This is a genomic window from Lentzea indica (assembly GCF_012184385.1).
In the GTDB taxonomy this organism is placed as follows: Bacteria; Actinomycetota; Actinomycetes; order Mycobacteriales; family Pseudonocardiaceae; genus Lentzea; species Lentzea indica.
On sequence record NZ_VSRL01000221.1, the window covers coordinates 1 to 15,097 of the forward strand.

Below are 15,097 nucleotides of genomic sequence, written 5' to 3' on the forward strand. Positions count from 1 at the left end.
GCTACCGGGCCGGCCAGATGCTGGCACGCATGCCGGAGGTCACCGCTGTCTTCGCGTCGAACGACCACCTCGCGCTCGGTGTCCTGCGCGCCATGCACGAGCGCGGGCGGCGCGTGCCTCACGACGTCAGCGTGATCGGGTTCGACGACGTGCCGGAGGCGGCCTACTTCATCCCGCCGCTCACGACCGTCCGCCCCGACTTCGCCGCGGTGCGCGGGAGACGCTCGGGCTGCTGCTCGAGCAGGTGAGCGAGGGCGAGTCCGCCCGCCCGCGGCGGACGATCGCCCCGGTTCTGGTGCCGCGGAACAGCGTGGCGCCACCGGCCTGACCCCGCTTCAAGGCATCTGCAAGTACCACCAACTCAAGATCAACAGGCCTCTAACCATACCCAACACGTTCGGCGACCGTCGAACAGGTTGGGTGTGGTTGGAGGCGCTTCAATCATGGGTTGGTGGTACTTGCAGACGCTGGACGGCCGCGCGGTTGTCGTGCGTTCACTTGATTGCGCATACCGGTTTTATCAAGGGTTTCACGTCGTTCCATCAGCGTCTTGACGGACGGAATGTTAGCGATAACACTCAGGTCCGTGACTGACAAGACGATCCATCCCGACGCCTGTGTGGTGGGCGTCGACTTCGGCACGTTGTCCGGTCGCGCGGTGGTCGTCCGCGTCCGCGACGGTGCCGAACTCGGCACCGCGGTGCACGACTACAGCCACGGTGTCGTGGACCGCGCGCTGCCCGTGACGGGCAAGGCCCTGCCGCCTGAGTGGGCGTTGCAGGTGCCGGCCGACTACGTCGACGTCCTGAGGACCGCCGTCCCACAGGCCGTGGAGGCAGCGGGCATCGCGCCGGAGCACGTCATCGGCATCGGCACGGACTTCACCGCGTGCACGATGGTGCCGGTCACCGCGGACGGGACGCCGCTGTGCGAGCTGCCCGAATTCGCGGACAACCCGCACGCCTACGTGAAGCTCTGGCGCCACCACGCCGCCCAGCCGCAGGCCGACCGGATCAACGACCTGGCCCGCGACCGCAAGGAACCGTGGCTCCCGCGCTACGGCGGCCTCATCTCCTCGGAGTGGGAGTTCGCCAAGGGACTGCAGGTCCTGGAAGAGGCGCCCGAGGTCTACGCGGCGATGGCCCGCTGGGTCGAGGCAGCCGACTGGATCATCTGGCAGCTCACCGGCCAGTACACCCGCAACGCCTGCACCGCCGGCTACAAGGGAATCCTCCAGGACGGCGCGTATCCGAGCGAGGAGTTCCTCGCCGAGCTCAACCCGGCGTTCGCGACCTTCGTGGCCGACAAGCTCGACCACCCGCTGTCGGCTCTCGGCGACCGCGCGGGATCGCTCAGCGCCGAGGCCGCCGAGTGGACCGGACTCCCGCAGGGGATCGCGGTCGCCGTCGGCAACGTCGACGCGCACGTCACCGCCCCGGCCGCGCAGGCCGTGGAACCCGGCCAGATGGTCGCGATCATGGGCACCTCCACCTGCCACGTGATGAGCGGCGAGGCCCTGCGTGAAGTACCGGGCATGTGCGGTGTCGTGGACGGCGGGATCATCCCGGGCCTCTGGGGTTACGAGGCGGGGCAGAGCGGTGTCGGCGACATCTTCGGGTGGTTCGTGAAGAACCAGGTGCCGCCCGCGTACCACGACGAGGCGCGTGAACGCGGACTCACCGTGCACGAGGTGCTCACCGAACGGGCGGCGAAGCAGGCGGTCGGCGAGCACGGGCTGATCGCGCTGGACTGGCACAGCGGCAACAGGTCCGTGCTGGTCGACCACGAACTGTCCGGTGTGGTCCTCGGGCAGACGCTGGCCACGAAGGCCGAGGACGTCTACCGCGCGCTGCTGGAGGCCACGGCGTTCGGCACGCGGGTGATCGTGGACGGGTTCACCGACGCCGGTGTGCCGGTGACCGAGCTGGTGATCGCCGGTGGCCTGATCAAGAACCGGTTGCTGATGCAGATCTACTCCGACGTCACCGATCTGCCGTTGTCGGTCATCGGTTCCGAGCAGGGGCCGGCGCTCGGCTCGGCGATGCACGCGGCGGTCGCGGCGGGCGCGTACGAGGACATCCGCGGCGCAGCGGCCGCCATGGGTTCGGTGCAGCGTCACGTCTTCACGCCGATCCCGGAGAACGTCGACGCCTACGAACGGCTGTTTCTCGAATACCAGGAGCTGCACGACCACTTCGGTCGGGGTGGCAACGATGTCATGCGCCGGCTGCGCCGGTTCCGCCGCGAGGCTCTCGAGGGGAAGAACTGATGTCCGCCACGGCAGAGCTGCGCCGCACGGTCGCCGACCTGCACCGCGAACTGACCAAGTACGAGCTCGTGATCTGGACCGCCGGCAACGTCTCCGCGCGGGTGCCCGGCCACGAGCTGATGGTCATCAAGCCGTCGGGTGTGTCCTACGACGACCTCGGGCCGGAGGCGATGGTCGTGACCGACCTGCACGGCAACCTCGTGGAAGGCGAGTTCGCCCCGTCGTCGGACACCGCGGCGCACGCGTACGTGTACCGGCACATGCCTGACGTGAACGGTGTCGTGCACACGCATTCCCCTTACGCGACAGCGTGGGCGGCGCGCGGCGAGCCGATCCCGTGCGTGCTGACGATGATCGCCGACGAGTTCGGCGGCGACATCCCGGTCGGCCCGTTCGCGTTGATCGGCGACGACTCCATCGGCCGCGGCATCGTGGAGACCTTGCAGGCCAGCAGGTCCCGCGCGGTGCTGATGCGCAACCACGGCCCGTTCACGGTCGGCCCGACCGCGCGTTCGGCGGTGAAGTCCGCCGTGATGCTGGAGGACGTCGCACGCACCGTCCACTTCGCACTCCAGCTCGGCAAGGCCGACGTGATCGACCAGCAGCACGTCGACCGGCTTTACGAGCGCTACCAGAACGTCTACGGGCAGTGAGCCCACGAGGAGAGCACATGTCGTTCGCGGGCAAGCCGCAGGTCTGGTTCCTCACCGGCAGCCAGCACCTGTACGGCCAGGAGACGCTCGACCAGGTGGCCGGGCAGTCCCAGCAGATCCAGCGGATGCTCGCCGACTCCGACCGGATCGGCGCGGAGATCGTGTGGAAGCCGGTGCTCACCGACGCGGCCGCGATCCGCGCCGTCATGCAGCAGGCGAACATCGATCCGTCGTGCGTCGGCGTGATCGCGTGGATGCACACGTTCTCGCCGGCGAAGATGTGGATCACGGGGCTGGACCTGCTGCGCAAACCGTTGCTGCACCTGCACACCCAGCTCAACGAGGCGCTGCCGTGGTCCAGCATCGACATGGACTTCATGAACCTCAACCAGGCAGCGCACGGTGACCGCGAGTTCGCCTACGTCCAGACGCGCATCGGTGTGGCGCGCAAGACCGTGGCGGGACACGCGAGCGACCCGCACCTGGCCGAGCGCATCGACGGCTGGGCTCGTGCCGCCGCCGGTCTGGCGCACCTGCGTTCGTTGAAACTGGCGCGGTTCGGCGACAACATGCGCGACGTCGCCGTGACCGAGGGCGACAAGGTCGAGGCCGAGCTGCGGTTCGGCGTCTCGGTCAACACCTACGGCGTCAACGATCTCGTCGCCGTGGTGGACGCGGTGCCGGACGCGGACATCGACCTGCTCGTCGCCGACTACGCCGAGACGTACCGGCTCGCTCCCGAACTGGCGCGCGGGGAAGAGCGGCACGACTCGCTGCGGTACGCCGCCCGCATCGAGATCGGGCTCCGGTCCTTTCTGGACGACGGCGGGTTCGGCGCGTTCACGACGAACTTCCAGGACCTCGGCGGGTTGCGGCAGCTGCCGGGCCTGGCGGTGCAACGGCTCATGGCCGACGGCTACGGCTTCGGCGGTGAGGGCGACTGGAAGACGTCGGCTCTGCTCGCCGCGGTGAAGGTGATGGGAGCCGGGACGGGCCGCGGCACGTCGTTCATGGAGGACTACACCTACCACTTCGGGCCGGGGACGCCGAAGGTGCTGGGCGCGCACATGCTGGAGGTGTGCCCGACGATCGCCGGTGGCGTGCCGTCGTGCGAGATCCACCCGCTGAGCATCGGCGACCGGGAGGACCCGGTGCGGCTCGTGTTCGACGCGGCGCCCGGCCCGGCCGTGGTGATCGGTCTCGCCGATCTCGGTGACCGCTTCCGCTTGGTGGCCAACGAGATCGAGGTCGTCGGACCGGACGAGCCGCTGCCGAACCTGCCCGTCGCACGGGCGGTGTGGCATCCGGCTCCGTCGCTCTCGACCTCCGCCGAGTGCTGGCTCACCGCCGGCGGTCCGCACCACACGGTGCTGACGCAGGCCGTCGGATCCGAGACGCTGCACGACTTCGCGACCATGGCGGCCACCGAACTGGTGCTGATCGACTCGTCGACCACGCCGAGCCTGTTCGGTGACCGGCTGCGCTGGAACTCCGCCTACCACCGGCTCGCGGCGGGGATGCGCTGACGGCAGCGCGCCTGGAACTCGGCGATCCGCTTCCACGTGGCGACGGGGTTGGAGTACATCGGGAGGTGCCCGCTGTGCGGGATCTCGGCGAGCTCGACCCCGTTCGCGTCGAGCAACGGCAGATAGGACAGTGACGCGCACTCCTCTCCGTAGAGGTACATCCTCGGGAAGGGGAGTGCGAGGAACTTGTTCAGCAGGTCTCCGTGGTCGGCGAGCTCCACGACCGACCGGAAGATGCTGTGCACGGCGCCGTGGCGGACCTTGTGGGGGAGGTTCGACATGTACAGGCCGCTCGAGTAGCCCTCTCCGCGCCGGAGGTTCTCGATGAACCGGAAGAAGACGTCGCCGGAATCCTGGTGCGACAGGACATGTTTGGTCGGTGCGCAGTCTTCGGGTGCCAGCGTGCCCTTGATGTTGATGAAGCTGAGCACACGACCCGGTTCGCGGTGCGCGAGCAGGAGTGCCGTGAGCCCGCCGAGGGAGTGCCCGACGAGGTGGTACCTGCCGATGCCGGCACGGTCGAGCACCGCGCGAGCCGCGTCCACCAGGAACGGCACGTCGATCACCCCGAGATCGGCGCATTCCGTGGCACCGCAGCCCGGCGCGTCGTACGCGAGGAAAGCCCGATCGCTGAACTCGTGGCGCTGCGTGATGTCGGTGTAGTCCTCCTTGCTCGTGCCGAACCCGTGCAGGAACACGATCGGTTCGTCGACGCCGCCGCGGTGCACCGCGGCGATCTTGAGGTTCACCCCCTGAACTCTCAGACGTAGTTGCTCGTGGACGACTCTGTTCCCCGATTGCATGGTGATTCCCCGAATTCTTCGCAGGTGCGGTCTGCGGAACGAGGCCGCCAGCATGTCACTTGCTGTGAACGCTCACAAGTAGTTGAACCCTTGACGGTCCCGGTCCGTATCCCGAAGTGCCGGCAGATCTCGTCCACCGATTCGTGAGGGTTCGAAATGTCGAGAGCACATGCAAAACCGGAGCGACGCAAGCGGGTGCTCGTTGCCGGAATCGCCGTCGCCGCGACCTTGACCGGCGTGACCGCGGTCGCGCGTTCGCAGGCGGGGAGAGCGGCAGCAGCGGTCAGTCGATCGCCTGCCCGCAGCCCGCCGTCCCCGCTGTTCCCGCCCAGGCGCAGGCCGAGGTCCAACGTGAACTGGCCAACCTGGACAAGCAGATCGCCGAGGCGAACAACCGGTTGCGCACCTCCGCTGGCGAGGGCGGGCCGAACTTCGTGCAGAACGCGATTCTCGGTCCGCTCGCGAGCAAGCGGGTCGCGGCGCTGAACCGCATCGAGACCGCCATCGGCCGCGTCGCCGCCAAGCCGGAAGGCCTGGAGCGGTTCGCGACCTGCGGACTCGGTCAGGCGCCCGCCGTGTCCGCTGCGCCGACCACGACCTCGAGTTCCTCGTCAGCCGGAAACGGATCTGAAAACGGATCCGGAAACGGTTCAGGCACCGGGTCGTCGGCGTCGGGGAAGACGATCGAGTGCCCGCTGCCCGTGGTGCAGAACGTTCCGGCTCAGGCCAAGGCCGAAGTGGATCGGGAGTTCGCGAACCTCAGCAAGCAGCAGGCGGAGGCGAACGAGCGGCTGCGCACGTCGGCCGGTCAGGGTGGGCCGAACTTCGTGCAGAACGCGATTCTCGGACCGTTGGAGGACAAGCGAATCGCGGCGCTGAACCGCATCGAGACCGCCATCGGCCGCGTCGCCGCCAAGCCGGAAGGCCTGGAACGTTTCGCTACCTGCTCGCTCAAGTAACCCTCCTCGGGGTGTGAGCGGTCAGGGACCAGCCTCTTCTCGGGGGTGAGCGTTCCCAGGGGTTCTGCCGAGCGGACGCGCCACCGCTCGGCAGGACCTTTGACCTTGACGCACCATGCGGTCCTCGGTAGATGTTAGCGCGAACATCGCCCGTTCAACGGAGAACCGATGACCAGATTCCCTGCCTTTCTCGCCGCCTCGGCGCTCACACTGTCCACAGTGGTCTCCAGCGGCGTGCCCGCTGTGGCCGCCGTGGAATCGGTGACGGTGCGGCCGGATCCGACTTATCAGCAAGAGCCGTTCCAGGGCTGGGGCACGAGCCTGGTGTGGTTCGCGAACGCCACCGGGGGCTACCCGGACGAGATCCGCAACCAGCTCGCTGAGCTGCTGTTCGGAGAGGACGGGCTCAACCTCAACATCGCCCGGTACAACATCGGTGGCGGCAACGCACCTGACGTGCCGGAGTACCTGCGCGCGGGTGCCGCTGTGCCCGGCTGGTGGAAGGCGCCGGCCGGCACGACCCGCACGGACACCGACTGGTGGAAGCCGGGCGACCCGAAGCTGTTCGACCCCGCGGCGGATCCGCGCCAGCGCTGGTGGATCGACCAGGTCAAGCGCAAGGTCACGAAGTGGGAGGCGTTCAGCAACTCGCCGCCCTGGTTCCAGACCGTCAGCGGTTACGTGTCGGGCGGTTTCGACGCCTCCGCGGACCAGCTTCGGGAGGACCGGATCAAGGACTTCGCCGCGTACCTGACGCAGGCGACCGCGGAAATGGAACGCGCGCACGGAATCAAGTTCGCGACGCTCGACCCGTTCAACGAGCCCAACACCTCGTACTGGAGCACCAAGCTCGGCCCGGACGGCAACCCGACCGGCGGGAGGCAGGAGGGCGCTCACATGAGCCCCGCGCTGCAGGCGAAGGTCGTGCCCGCCGTGGCGGACGCGTTGCGCGCCAAGCGGTTGAAGGCTGTCGTCTCCGCGCCGGACGAGACCAACCCCGGCATCTTCGCCGACGACTGGGCGGGTTACCCGGCTTCCGTGCGTTCGCAGGTGGGCCAGCTGAACGTCCACACCTACGGCCAGGACCGCCGCACGTCCGCCCGTGACATCGCCAAGGCAGCGGGCAAACCGTTGTGGATGAGCGAGGTCGACGGGTCTTGGGGGACCGGGCAGAACTTCACCGCCATGGACTCCGGGCTGGGCATCGCCGCGCGGGTGATCGACGATCTCCGCGAGCTGGAGCCGAGCGCCTGGCTGCTGTGGCAGGCGATCGAGGACTACGACAACATGAAGCCGGGCGGCGAGACGCCGAACGGCATGAACTGGGGCGTCGTCCAGATCCCGTTCAACTGCGGCCCGCAGGACACGCTCGCGACCTGCCCCGCACGGGTCAACACCAAGTTCCACACGCTGCGCAACTTCACCCATTACGTCAAGCCGGGCGACCGGATGATCAAGGTGAACACCACGACGGACGTGGCGGCGGTGCGCAACACCGAGCTGAAGTCCGTTGTGCACCTGAACCAGTCCGAGCAGCCGCAGTCCGTGACGCTGGACCTCTCGGCGTTCGCGTCGGTGCGGTCGAACGCCTCGGTGCGGCCGATCGTGACCGACATGTACGGTGCGCTGGTCAAGGGTGCCGCGGTGAAGGTGAAGGACCGCAAGGCAACGCTCACCGTGCCGGCGAAGTCCGTCGTCACGTTCGACGTGACCGGCGTCAGCGGCCTGAACCGCGCGGAAGCGCTGGCCGGCAGCTATCGGCTGACCGGTGCGCAGAGCGGTAAGTCCCTTGCGCCGTCCGGCACCTCGCTGATCCAGCGCACGACCGATGCCGCGGCGCGGGATCAGGTGTGGCGGCTGGAACGTCGTACCGGCGGGTACGGCAACGACGTGCAGTTCTCCGTGGTCAACGCCGCCACCGGACAGCGGATCGCCGCTGTGGACGGTAACGCGACGCTGACTTCCTCCGACAGTCCGGCCGCCAGGTGGGTGCTTTCGTCCACGGGGGACGGCAGCTGGACGTTCGTCAACGCCGCGACGGGATCGCTGCTCGACGTCGTCGGCGAGTCGCGTGAGGACGGGGCAAGAATCGGTTTGTACCACGCCACTTCTGGTGCGAACCAGCGGTGGACGGCTCATTCGGTCAGGTAGTCGGGAGTGACGACGGTGGCGCGCAAGCACTTGCTGGTGATGTTGGCTCTGTTCTCAGGAGCCTGCACGGCTGAGCCGTCTGCGCCGCCACCGTCCACTCGCACATCGCTGAAACCACCCACGCTCATCAACGAGGTGGTGCCTCCGCAAGACGTCATCACCGTCGTGCGGGACGTGATCGACGGCCGCACGATCGAGCTGGCCGACGGCACCAAGGTCCGCGTCGCGCTGCTCGCGCCGCCCGCGGCCTGCTGGTCAGAGGCGGCTTTGACCTTCGCCAGGACGACGCTGCTGGCCAGGTCGGTCCGGTTCAGCGGCGTCTCGCCCGGCGAGGTGAACCTGGAGCTCGAGGACGGCACGGACTACGCCGTGCTCGCCGTGCAGCAGGGCGCGATGCGACCGGAAGGCGTCGACGGCGGACCGCTGATCAACGCTCAGGCGGAGGCCGTCGCGGCCAAGCGGGGCCTGTGGGGACCGCCCTGCGACGGCTCCGCCACGTCCAAGCTTTCTTCTGCCCCAACGACCACGACAACGCCTCCTGCCGCGCCGCCGCCACCGCGTCCGGCGCCGACCACGACTCCGCCGCCACCGCCACCTGCTCGGGCCTGCGCGGTCGCTTACCGGGTCACCGGGCAGTGGCAGGGCGGCTTCCAGGCGATCGTGACCGTGCGCAACACCGGTACCACGTCCACCAACGGCTGGACGCTGCGCTGGACCTTCGCCAACGGCGAGACCGTCAGGGAAATGTGGAACGCCTCGGCCCGGCAGTCCGGGACGACCCTCAACGCCGTGAACGTCGACTACAACCCGCAGATCGCCCCCGGCGGCTCGGTGGAGGTCGGGTACAACGGGAACTCACGCGGCCCCCATTCGGCTCCCACCGCTTTCACGCTCAACGGGGCGCAGTGCTCGGTCGACTAGTGCGCTGATCAGCGTGCTCGGTCGATCACGTCGACCTCCTTCAGCCGGGGAACCCCGGTCGCACCGGCCCTCCGGTGGACATCACTTCCATCTGGACCGGTGGTCGCGGCCCCGGATGGTTGTCCTCACTCGCCTGCAGCTTGGCGAGTGCTGTGCCCGTGGACAGCAGGATCGCTGCCGCGAGCGCACCTCCCGCGATGACCTGGACCGCCTTCATCATCTGGTTCCCCCTCGTGTTCGCGGGCTCAGTGCCCGCCCTGTTCGACGATGGCGTTCGCCCTGCCGACGCAACGTTGACGGAACGTTGACTCCGCTGGTCACGACTGTGCTAGACCGGTGAGTGGGGTGAGGGGGAAATCTGGATGAAGGTGGACATACGGCTGCTGGGCCATGTGCAGGCACGCATCGGAGGCCGTGCAGTCGAGCTCGGAGCCGCGCAGCAGCGGTGTGTGCTGGTGGCTCTGGTGGTCGAGCCCGGCCGGCCGGTGTCGGCCGACCAGCTGGTGCACCGGGTGTGGGGTGACCGGGTGCCTGCCACCGCGCGGGGCACTTTGCGCACCTACCTGACCCGGTTGCGGAAGGTCTTCGGCGGCACCGATGTCGCGATCGTCCGGCGTGCGGGCGGCTACGTGTTCGAAGTGGACGCTGAGGCCGTGGACCTGCACCGGTTCCGGGACCTGGTGAGCCGCGCGCGCTTCGAGGGCGAGCACGCCGACGCGTTGTTCGACCGGGCACTGGCGCTGTGGAACGGCGAACCCTTCAGCGGTCTGGACACGCCGTGGATCAACGAGGTCCGTGACACGGTCACCGGCGAGCACTGGGCGGCCCAGCTGGATCACGCCGACGCGCGGTTGCGTCAGGGCAGGCACGCGGAGCTGGTCACGGACCTGGTGGCGTGGTCGCACGACCATCCGCTGGACGAGCGGCTGGCAGGGCAGCTGATTCTCGCGCTGTACCGCTGCGGCCGGCAGGCCGAGGCGCTGGAGCACTACCGGCGAGTGCGCGAGCAACTGGCCGAGGAGCTCGGCGTCGATCCGGGACCCGAGTTGCGGCGGCTGCACCAGCGCATCCTGGAGGTCGACGTGGCCCTCAGCGAGCCGGCCACCGCGGCGGCACTGAGGCAACTTCCCGGCGCGGTCCCGCATTTCGCCGGGCGCGCGGCCGAACTCGGCGTGCTGACCGCCTGGTCCGAGACGGCCGCGCGGCACCCGGACACGGTGTCGATCATGTGCGTCAGCGGCATTCCCGGCGTCGGCAAGACGTGCCTGGCCGTGGCGTGGGCTCGCAGGCACAGCGACCGGTTCCCCGACGGCCAGCTCTACGTGAACCTCCGCGGCTTCGACCAGGACGGCACGCCGATGCCGCCCGCGCAGGCCGTCCGTGGATTCCTGGAGGCCTTCCAGGTTCCCCCGCAGAAGATCCCGGCGGACCCGGACGCGCAGGCCGCGCTGTACCGCAGCCTGGTCGAGGGCAAGCGCATGCTCGTGGTGCTGGACAACGCCCGCGACACCGAGCACGTGCGTGCGCTGCTGCCCCGCAGCCCCAGCTGCCTGGTGCTGGTGACGAGCCGCCATCAGCTCACCGGTCTCGTGGTGCGAGAGCAGGCCCGGCAGATCACGCTCGACACGCTCAGCCCGGCAGAGGCGCTCGACCTCCTGACGGCGTTCCTCGGCGCCGACCGGATCGCCGCGGAACGGGAGGCGGCGTCGGAGCTCGCGGTGCGGTGCGGTCACTTGCCTCTGGCGTTGAGCATCGCCGGCGCCCGCGCGCAGGCCGTTCCCGGCCTGCCATTGGCCTCGCTGGTGGCGGAGATGGCCTCCCAGCGGCTCGGCGCGCTGTCCACCGACGGCCCGGACACCGACCTGCGCAGCGTGTTCTCGTGGTCCTATCACGCTCTCCCCGCCTCTGCGGCGCGGCTGTTCCGGCAGCTCGCGGCCCATCCGGGGCCGGACATCGCCGTCGCCACGGCGGCGGCGCTCGCTGACGTGACCGACGCCGAGGCCCGTGTGGCGCTCGCCGAGCTGGCCCAGGCCAACCTCGTGCAACAGCACAAGCCCGGCCGGTATCAGCTGCACGACCTGCTGCGCGCCTATGCGGATGAGGTGGCCCGCGCGACTGACAGCGACGCCGACCGGCACGCCGCAGCAATCCGGTGCCAGGACTACTACCTGGACACGACGCAGGCGGCCATGTCGCTCGTCGATCCGCGTGCCGCGCAACTGCCCGTCGAGATGGATCGCGAGGCCGCACTGGAGTGGCTGGACAGCGAGTACCGCAACCTGCTCGCGAGCGCCGCCCACGGCACACCCGAGCACGCCTGGCGGATCCCCGTCGTCCTGCAGTACTACTTCGACATCAGGGGCCGCGTCGACGACTGGCTCGAGACGCACCACGCCGCGCTCGCCTTCGCTGACGGCGACGACAAGGCGTCGGCGACCATTCACAAGAACCTCGCGGTCGCCTACTGGCTGACCACTCACTTCGACGAGGCGCTCCAGCACAACGAGCTGGCTCTGGCCCTCTTCCACCGATCCGGCGACCTGGCGGGCGAGGGCGAGATGCTCAACCTCCGGGGCCTGATCGAGGAACGGCGCGGTCGATACCACGACGCCATCAAGTACCTGCGGGAGGCGCTGGAACTCCGGTTCGCCACCGGCGAGCGCCGAGGACCGGCCGTGACGTTGCAGAACCTCGGCAACGTGCTCGACATGGTCGGCCGCTACGACGAGGCGATCGAGCACTACCAGCGGGCGCTGCCGATCTTCCGCGAGCTGGGCGAGCGCCGTGGCGTGGCCATCGTGCTGGCCAACACCGGCATGGTGCAGCGCAGGGCAGGCCGATACGAGGAGGCACTGGAGAGCTACCGGGCGGCGACCACTTTCACCGAGGCCACCGACCATTGGGTGGCGGGCAACACGATGAACGGCATGGGCACGGTCCTCAACCGGTTGGGCCGCAACGAGGAAGCCCTCACCCACCTGCTCGAGGCACTGCGGTTGATGCGCCAGGTCGGCGACCGCGCCTGCGAGAGCGCCATCCTCAACAACCTCGGCGTGGCGCACCGCGCTCTGGGCTCACCCGACCAAGCCCTTGTCCACCACCGGGAATCCCTCGCACTGGCCGCAGACGCGCAACACCGCCACGAGGAGGCCACAGCGCACGACGGCATCGCGCAGGTGATCGTGGCCACGGAACCCGAGTCGGCGCGCGACCACTGGGCCCGCGCGCTGGCCATCTACGAGGAGCTCGGGGCGCCAGAGACGGACGAGGTCCGCCAGTCACTCGCCGGTCTCAGCGGACTCTGACGCGCAGCGCGACGCACGGGAGCATCCCCGTGCGTCGCGGCTCCGCGCCGATCGCGGTCAGATGATCTGGACGAAACGCCTCAGCAGGCGTCGACGTACCACACGGGGAGCCAGTTGGCGGTCGGGTCCTTGGAAGGAGCGCCGGGGGTGGTGTAGAGGTGCTTCTTGTTGATGTCGTACATGCGGGCCTGCGTGCCCCGCGACTGGTTGTTGTACCAGGATCCGCCGCTGAACAGGGTGGGGATCTTCTGGAGGTAGCAGTCCTTGTACTTGAAGGCCAGCTCCTTGTAGTTCGCCTTCCGGTAACCGCAGAAGTAGTACTTCGGGCAGTCGGCCGGTGCCGCCGCCACCTCCACCTCGGGCTGTGCCGAGGCGGTAGCGGTGAGGGTGCCGGTCAAACCGAAGACCACGGCTGCGGCTGCCAGACCGAATTTGTGCAATGTCCGCATGAGATCCCCTTTCGATGTCGGTGAGCACGGGCCCGGTGTTCCGGACCCGGTCGCAGTGGTGTGGAAAGTCCCCCTGAACCGCTGCGTCGCTCACGTTGCTCGTCTGATCGTGGGAAAACCGTGCGAGCAACCTAAAACTCGCAGGTGGGGCTGATATTCAGGTGCGGAGGGGACATGGGGTGGGAGTGAGATGACGGTGGAATTCGGGCTGCTCGGCGGCGTTGAGGCACATCTCGACGGTGTACCGGTCGACCTGGGACACCCGAGGCAGCGCGGAGTGCTGGCGGCGCTGCTCGTCGACGCCAACCGGCCGGTGTCCACCGGCCGGCTGCTCGACCGGGTGTGGGGCGAGGATCCTCCTTCGCGGGGCAGGGAAACGCTGTACAACTACCTGTCCCGCCTGCGTGCGGCCCTGCCCGCCACCGACGAGGTGCGCTTGACCCGTCGTTCCGGCGGCTACCTGCTCACCCTGGACGAGCAGACCGTGGACCTGCACCGGTTCCACCGCCTGCTCGTCCAGGCGCGGGCCACCGGCGGCCGGCGGGCACTGGAGTTGTTCGACCAGGCACTGGGGCTGTGGCGAGGCGAACCGCTGTCCGATCTGGACACGCCCTGGGCGATCGAGCTGCGGGCCACCTGGGAGCGGGAGCGCCTGGCCGCCGAACTCGACCACACCGACATCGCGCTGCGCTGTGGCCGGCACGCCGAGTTGCTGCCCGGCCTCGCGGCCCGTGCCGCCCGCCACCCGTTGGACGAACGCGTCGCCGCCCACCTGATGCTCGCCCTGTACCGCAGCGGTCGCCAAGCCGAGGCCCTGGAGCTCTTCCACCGCGTCCGCACCCGGCTGGTCGACGGGCTCGGCACCGACCCGGGAGAGCAGCTGCAGCGGCTGCACCGGCAGATCCTCCAGGCCGACCCGGAGCTGACCGTGGCGGCGCACACGGAGCCGGCAACCCCGCCGCCCGTGTCACGGCAGTTGCCGATCGCACCTCGATCGTTCACCGGCCGAACGGACGAGCTCGCCGAGTTGACCGCCGCCATGGACTCCTCGACAGCAGGCCACGGAGCGACGGTGCTGGTCTCCGCGATCGGCGGAGCGGGCGGGATCGGCAAGACCTGGCTGGCACTGCACTGGGCCCACCAGAACGCCCACCACTTCCCTGACGGGCAGTTGTTCGTCGACCTGCACGGCTTCAGCCCGACCGACCGGCCGGTGGAGCCGGACGACGCGGTGCGCGGGTTCCTCACCGCCCTCGGTGTCGCCCCCGACCGCGTCCCGGACGAGCTGGACGCCAAGGCGGCGCTCTACCGCAGCCTGGTCGCGGGGAAACGGATGCTCGTGGTGCTGGACAACGCCGCCACCACCGACCAGGTCGTCCCGTTGCTGCCCGGCTCACCCACCTGCGCTGTGCTGGTCACCGGCCGCAACAAGCTCGCCTCCCTGATCGACCGGTACGGCGCCCGTCACCTGCAACTGGACGTCCTGACCGACGACGAGGCGCGTGCCCTGCTGGTCGGGCGCCTCGGCGCGGAACGGGTGGCGGCCGAACCCGGCGCCACCGAGGACCTGATCGACCTGTGCGGGCGCTACCCGCTCGCGTTGTCGATCATGACGCGCCACGCCCACACCCGTCCGCGGGAGCCGCTGGCCGAGTTCGCCGCCGAACTGCGTGAGCTGGGCCTGGACATGCTGGACCACCGCGACGATCCCGCCGCCAGCCTGCCCGCGGTGCTGTCCTGGTCCCTGCGCGGCCTGACCACCGAGCACCAGCAGGTGTTCGGGCTGCTCGGCATCGCCCCCGGCCCCGACATCGGGTTCCCGGCCGCCGCCAGCCTCACCGGCCTGTCGGTGGCACGGACACGCATGGCACTGCACGCGCTGGAGGACGCCTCACTGATCGACCACCGCCCCGGCGGTCGCTTCGCCATGCACGACCTCGTCCGCGCCTATGCCGCCACCCACGCCGACGCCGTGCCCGAACCCGTTCGGGACGCGGCGCTGGAACAGGTGGTGGACTTCTACCTGCACACCGCGCACGCCGCCGCCGACCTCGTGGAACC

At 69.3% G+C, this 15,097-nt stretch carries 12 protein-coding genes; 9 read left to right on the forward strand and 3 right to left on the reverse strand.

Annotation, left to right across the window (positions count from 1 at the left end; translation table 11 throughout):
• The 4 genes from FXN61_RS37925 to araA form a co-directional block, all read left to right on the forward strand.
• Positions 1-248, forward strand: a 248-nt coding sequence (locus FXN61_RS37925; RefSeq protein WP_312878314.1) for a substrate-binding domain-containing protein, incomplete at its 5' end; no start/stop codon positions are given.
• Positions 249-586: 338 nt separating this feature from the next.
• Entirely contained in the window at positions 587-2,269 is a 1,683-nt protein-coding gene (araB, locus tag FXN61_RS37930) for a ribulokinase (protein WP_312878315.1), read from the forward strand.
• On the forward strand, positions 2,269-2,922 hold the full coding sequence (locus tag FXN61_RS37935; protein WP_167978739.1) for an L-ribulose-5-phosphate 4-epimerase: 654 nt from the start codon (positions 2,269-2,271) through the stop codon (positions 2,920-2,922). Before araB ends, FXN61_RS37935 begins: the two co-directional genes overlap by 1 nt.
• A 17-nt stretch (positions 2,923-2,939) precedes the next feature.
• Positions 2,940-4,448 carry an L-arabinose isomerase gene (gene araA, locus FXN61_RS37940; RefSeq protein ID WP_167978740.1) on the forward strand — a complete coding sequence of 503 codons (1,509 nt, stop codon included), beginning with the start codon at positions 2,940-2,942 and terminating at the stop codon, positions 4,446-4,448.
• Here araA and FXN61_RS37945 read toward each other — a convergent pair.
• Positions 4,418-5,197, reverse strand: coding sequence for an alpha/beta fold hydrolase (locus FXN61_RS37945; protein ID WP_223165784.1), 780 nt, complete (start codon positions 5,195-5,197; stop codon positions 4,418-4,420). The two genes, araA and FXN61_RS37945, sit on opposite strands and share 31 nt — an antisense overlap.
• Positions 5,198-5,394: 197 nt before the next feature.
• Between FXN61_RS37945 and FXN61_RS37950 the strand changes: the two genes are divergently transcribed.
• From FXN61_RS37950 to FXN61_RS37960, 3 genes are all read left to right on the forward strand, one after another.
• Positions 5,395-6,210, forward strand: a complete 816-nt coding sequence (locus FXN61_RS37950; protein ID WP_223165785.1) for a hypothetical protein — start codon at positions 5,395-5,397, stop codon at positions 6,208-6,210.
• 168 nt (positions 6,211-6,378) lie between these two features.
• Positions 6,379-8,361: an RICIN domain-containing protein gene (locus FXN61_RS37955; protein WP_167978742.1), complete on the forward strand. Its 1,983-nt coding sequence runs from the start codon at positions 6,379-6,381 to the stop codon at positions 8,359-8,361.
• Between the two features lie 138 nt (positions 8,362-8,499).
• Positions 8,500-9,282: a cellulose binding domain-containing protein gene (locus FXN61_RS37960; RefSeq protein WP_167978743.1), complete on the forward strand. Its 783-nt coding sequence runs from the start codon at positions 8,500-8,502 to the stop codon at positions 9,280-9,282.
• A gap of 40 nt (positions 9,283-9,322) precedes the next feature.
• On the opposite strand, the gene FXN61_RS37965 is transcribed toward FXN61_RS37960, so the two are convergent.
• Complete coding sequence (locus FXN61_RS37965) at positions 9,323-9,502, reverse strand: hypothetical protein (RefSeq protein WP_167978744.1); 180 nt, start codon at positions 9,500-9,502, stop codon at positions 9,323-9,325.
• A gap of 142 nt (positions 9,503-9,644) precedes the next feature.
• Here FXN61_RS37965 and FXN61_RS37970 point away from each other — a divergent pair, with 142 nt between their 5' ends.
• On the forward strand, positions 9,645-12,587 hold the full coding sequence (locus tag FXN61_RS37970; RefSeq protein ID WP_167978745.1) for an AfsR/SARP family transcriptional regulator: 2,943 nt from the start codon (positions 9,645-9,647) through the stop codon (positions 12,585-12,587).
• Positions 12,588-12,667: 80 nt separating this feature from the next.
• Here the strand turns inward: FXN61_RS37970 and FXN61_RS37975 are convergent, their stop codons facing one another.
• Positions 12,668-13,036, reverse strand: coding sequence for a hypothetical protein (locus tag FXN61_RS37975; RefSeq protein ID WP_167978746.1), 369 nt, complete (start codon positions 13,034-13,036; stop codon positions 12,668-12,670).
• Between the two features lie 190 nt (positions 13,037-13,226).
• Here FXN61_RS37975 and FXN61_RS37980 point away from each other — a divergent pair.
• On the forward strand, positions 13,227-15,097 hold a 1,871-nt coding region (locus FXN61_RS37980; protein WP_167978747.1), incomplete at its 3' end, for an AfsR/SARP family transcriptional regulator.

Excerpts from the sequence above, each read along its gene's own strand:
- FXN61_RS37935 (WP_167978739.1), top strand. The coding sequence starts at position 2,269 with ATGTCCGCCACGGCAGAGCTGCGCCGCACGGTCGCCGACCTGCACCGC.
- araA (WP_167978740.1), top strand. The coding sequence starts at position 2,940 with ATGTCGTTCGCGGGCAAGCCGCAGGTCTGGTTCCTCACCGGCAGCCAG.
- FXN61_RS37955 (WP_167978742.1), top strand. The coding sequence starts at position 6,379 with ATGACCAGATTCCCTGCCTTTCTCGCCGCCTCGGCGCTCACACTGTCC.
- FXN61_RS37965 (WP_167978744.1), bottom strand. The coding sequence starts at position 9,502 with ATGATGAAGGCGGTCCAGGTCATCGCGGGAGGTGCGCTCGCGGCAGCG.
- FXN61_RS37970 (WP_167978745.1), top strand. The coding sequence starts at position 9,645 with ATGAAGGTGGACATACGGCTGCTGGGCCATGTGCAGGCACGCATCGGA.
- FXN61_RS37975 (WP_167978746.1), bottom strand. The coding sequence starts at position 13,036 with ATGCGGACATTGCACAAATTCGGTCTGGCAGCCGCAGCCGTGGTCTTC.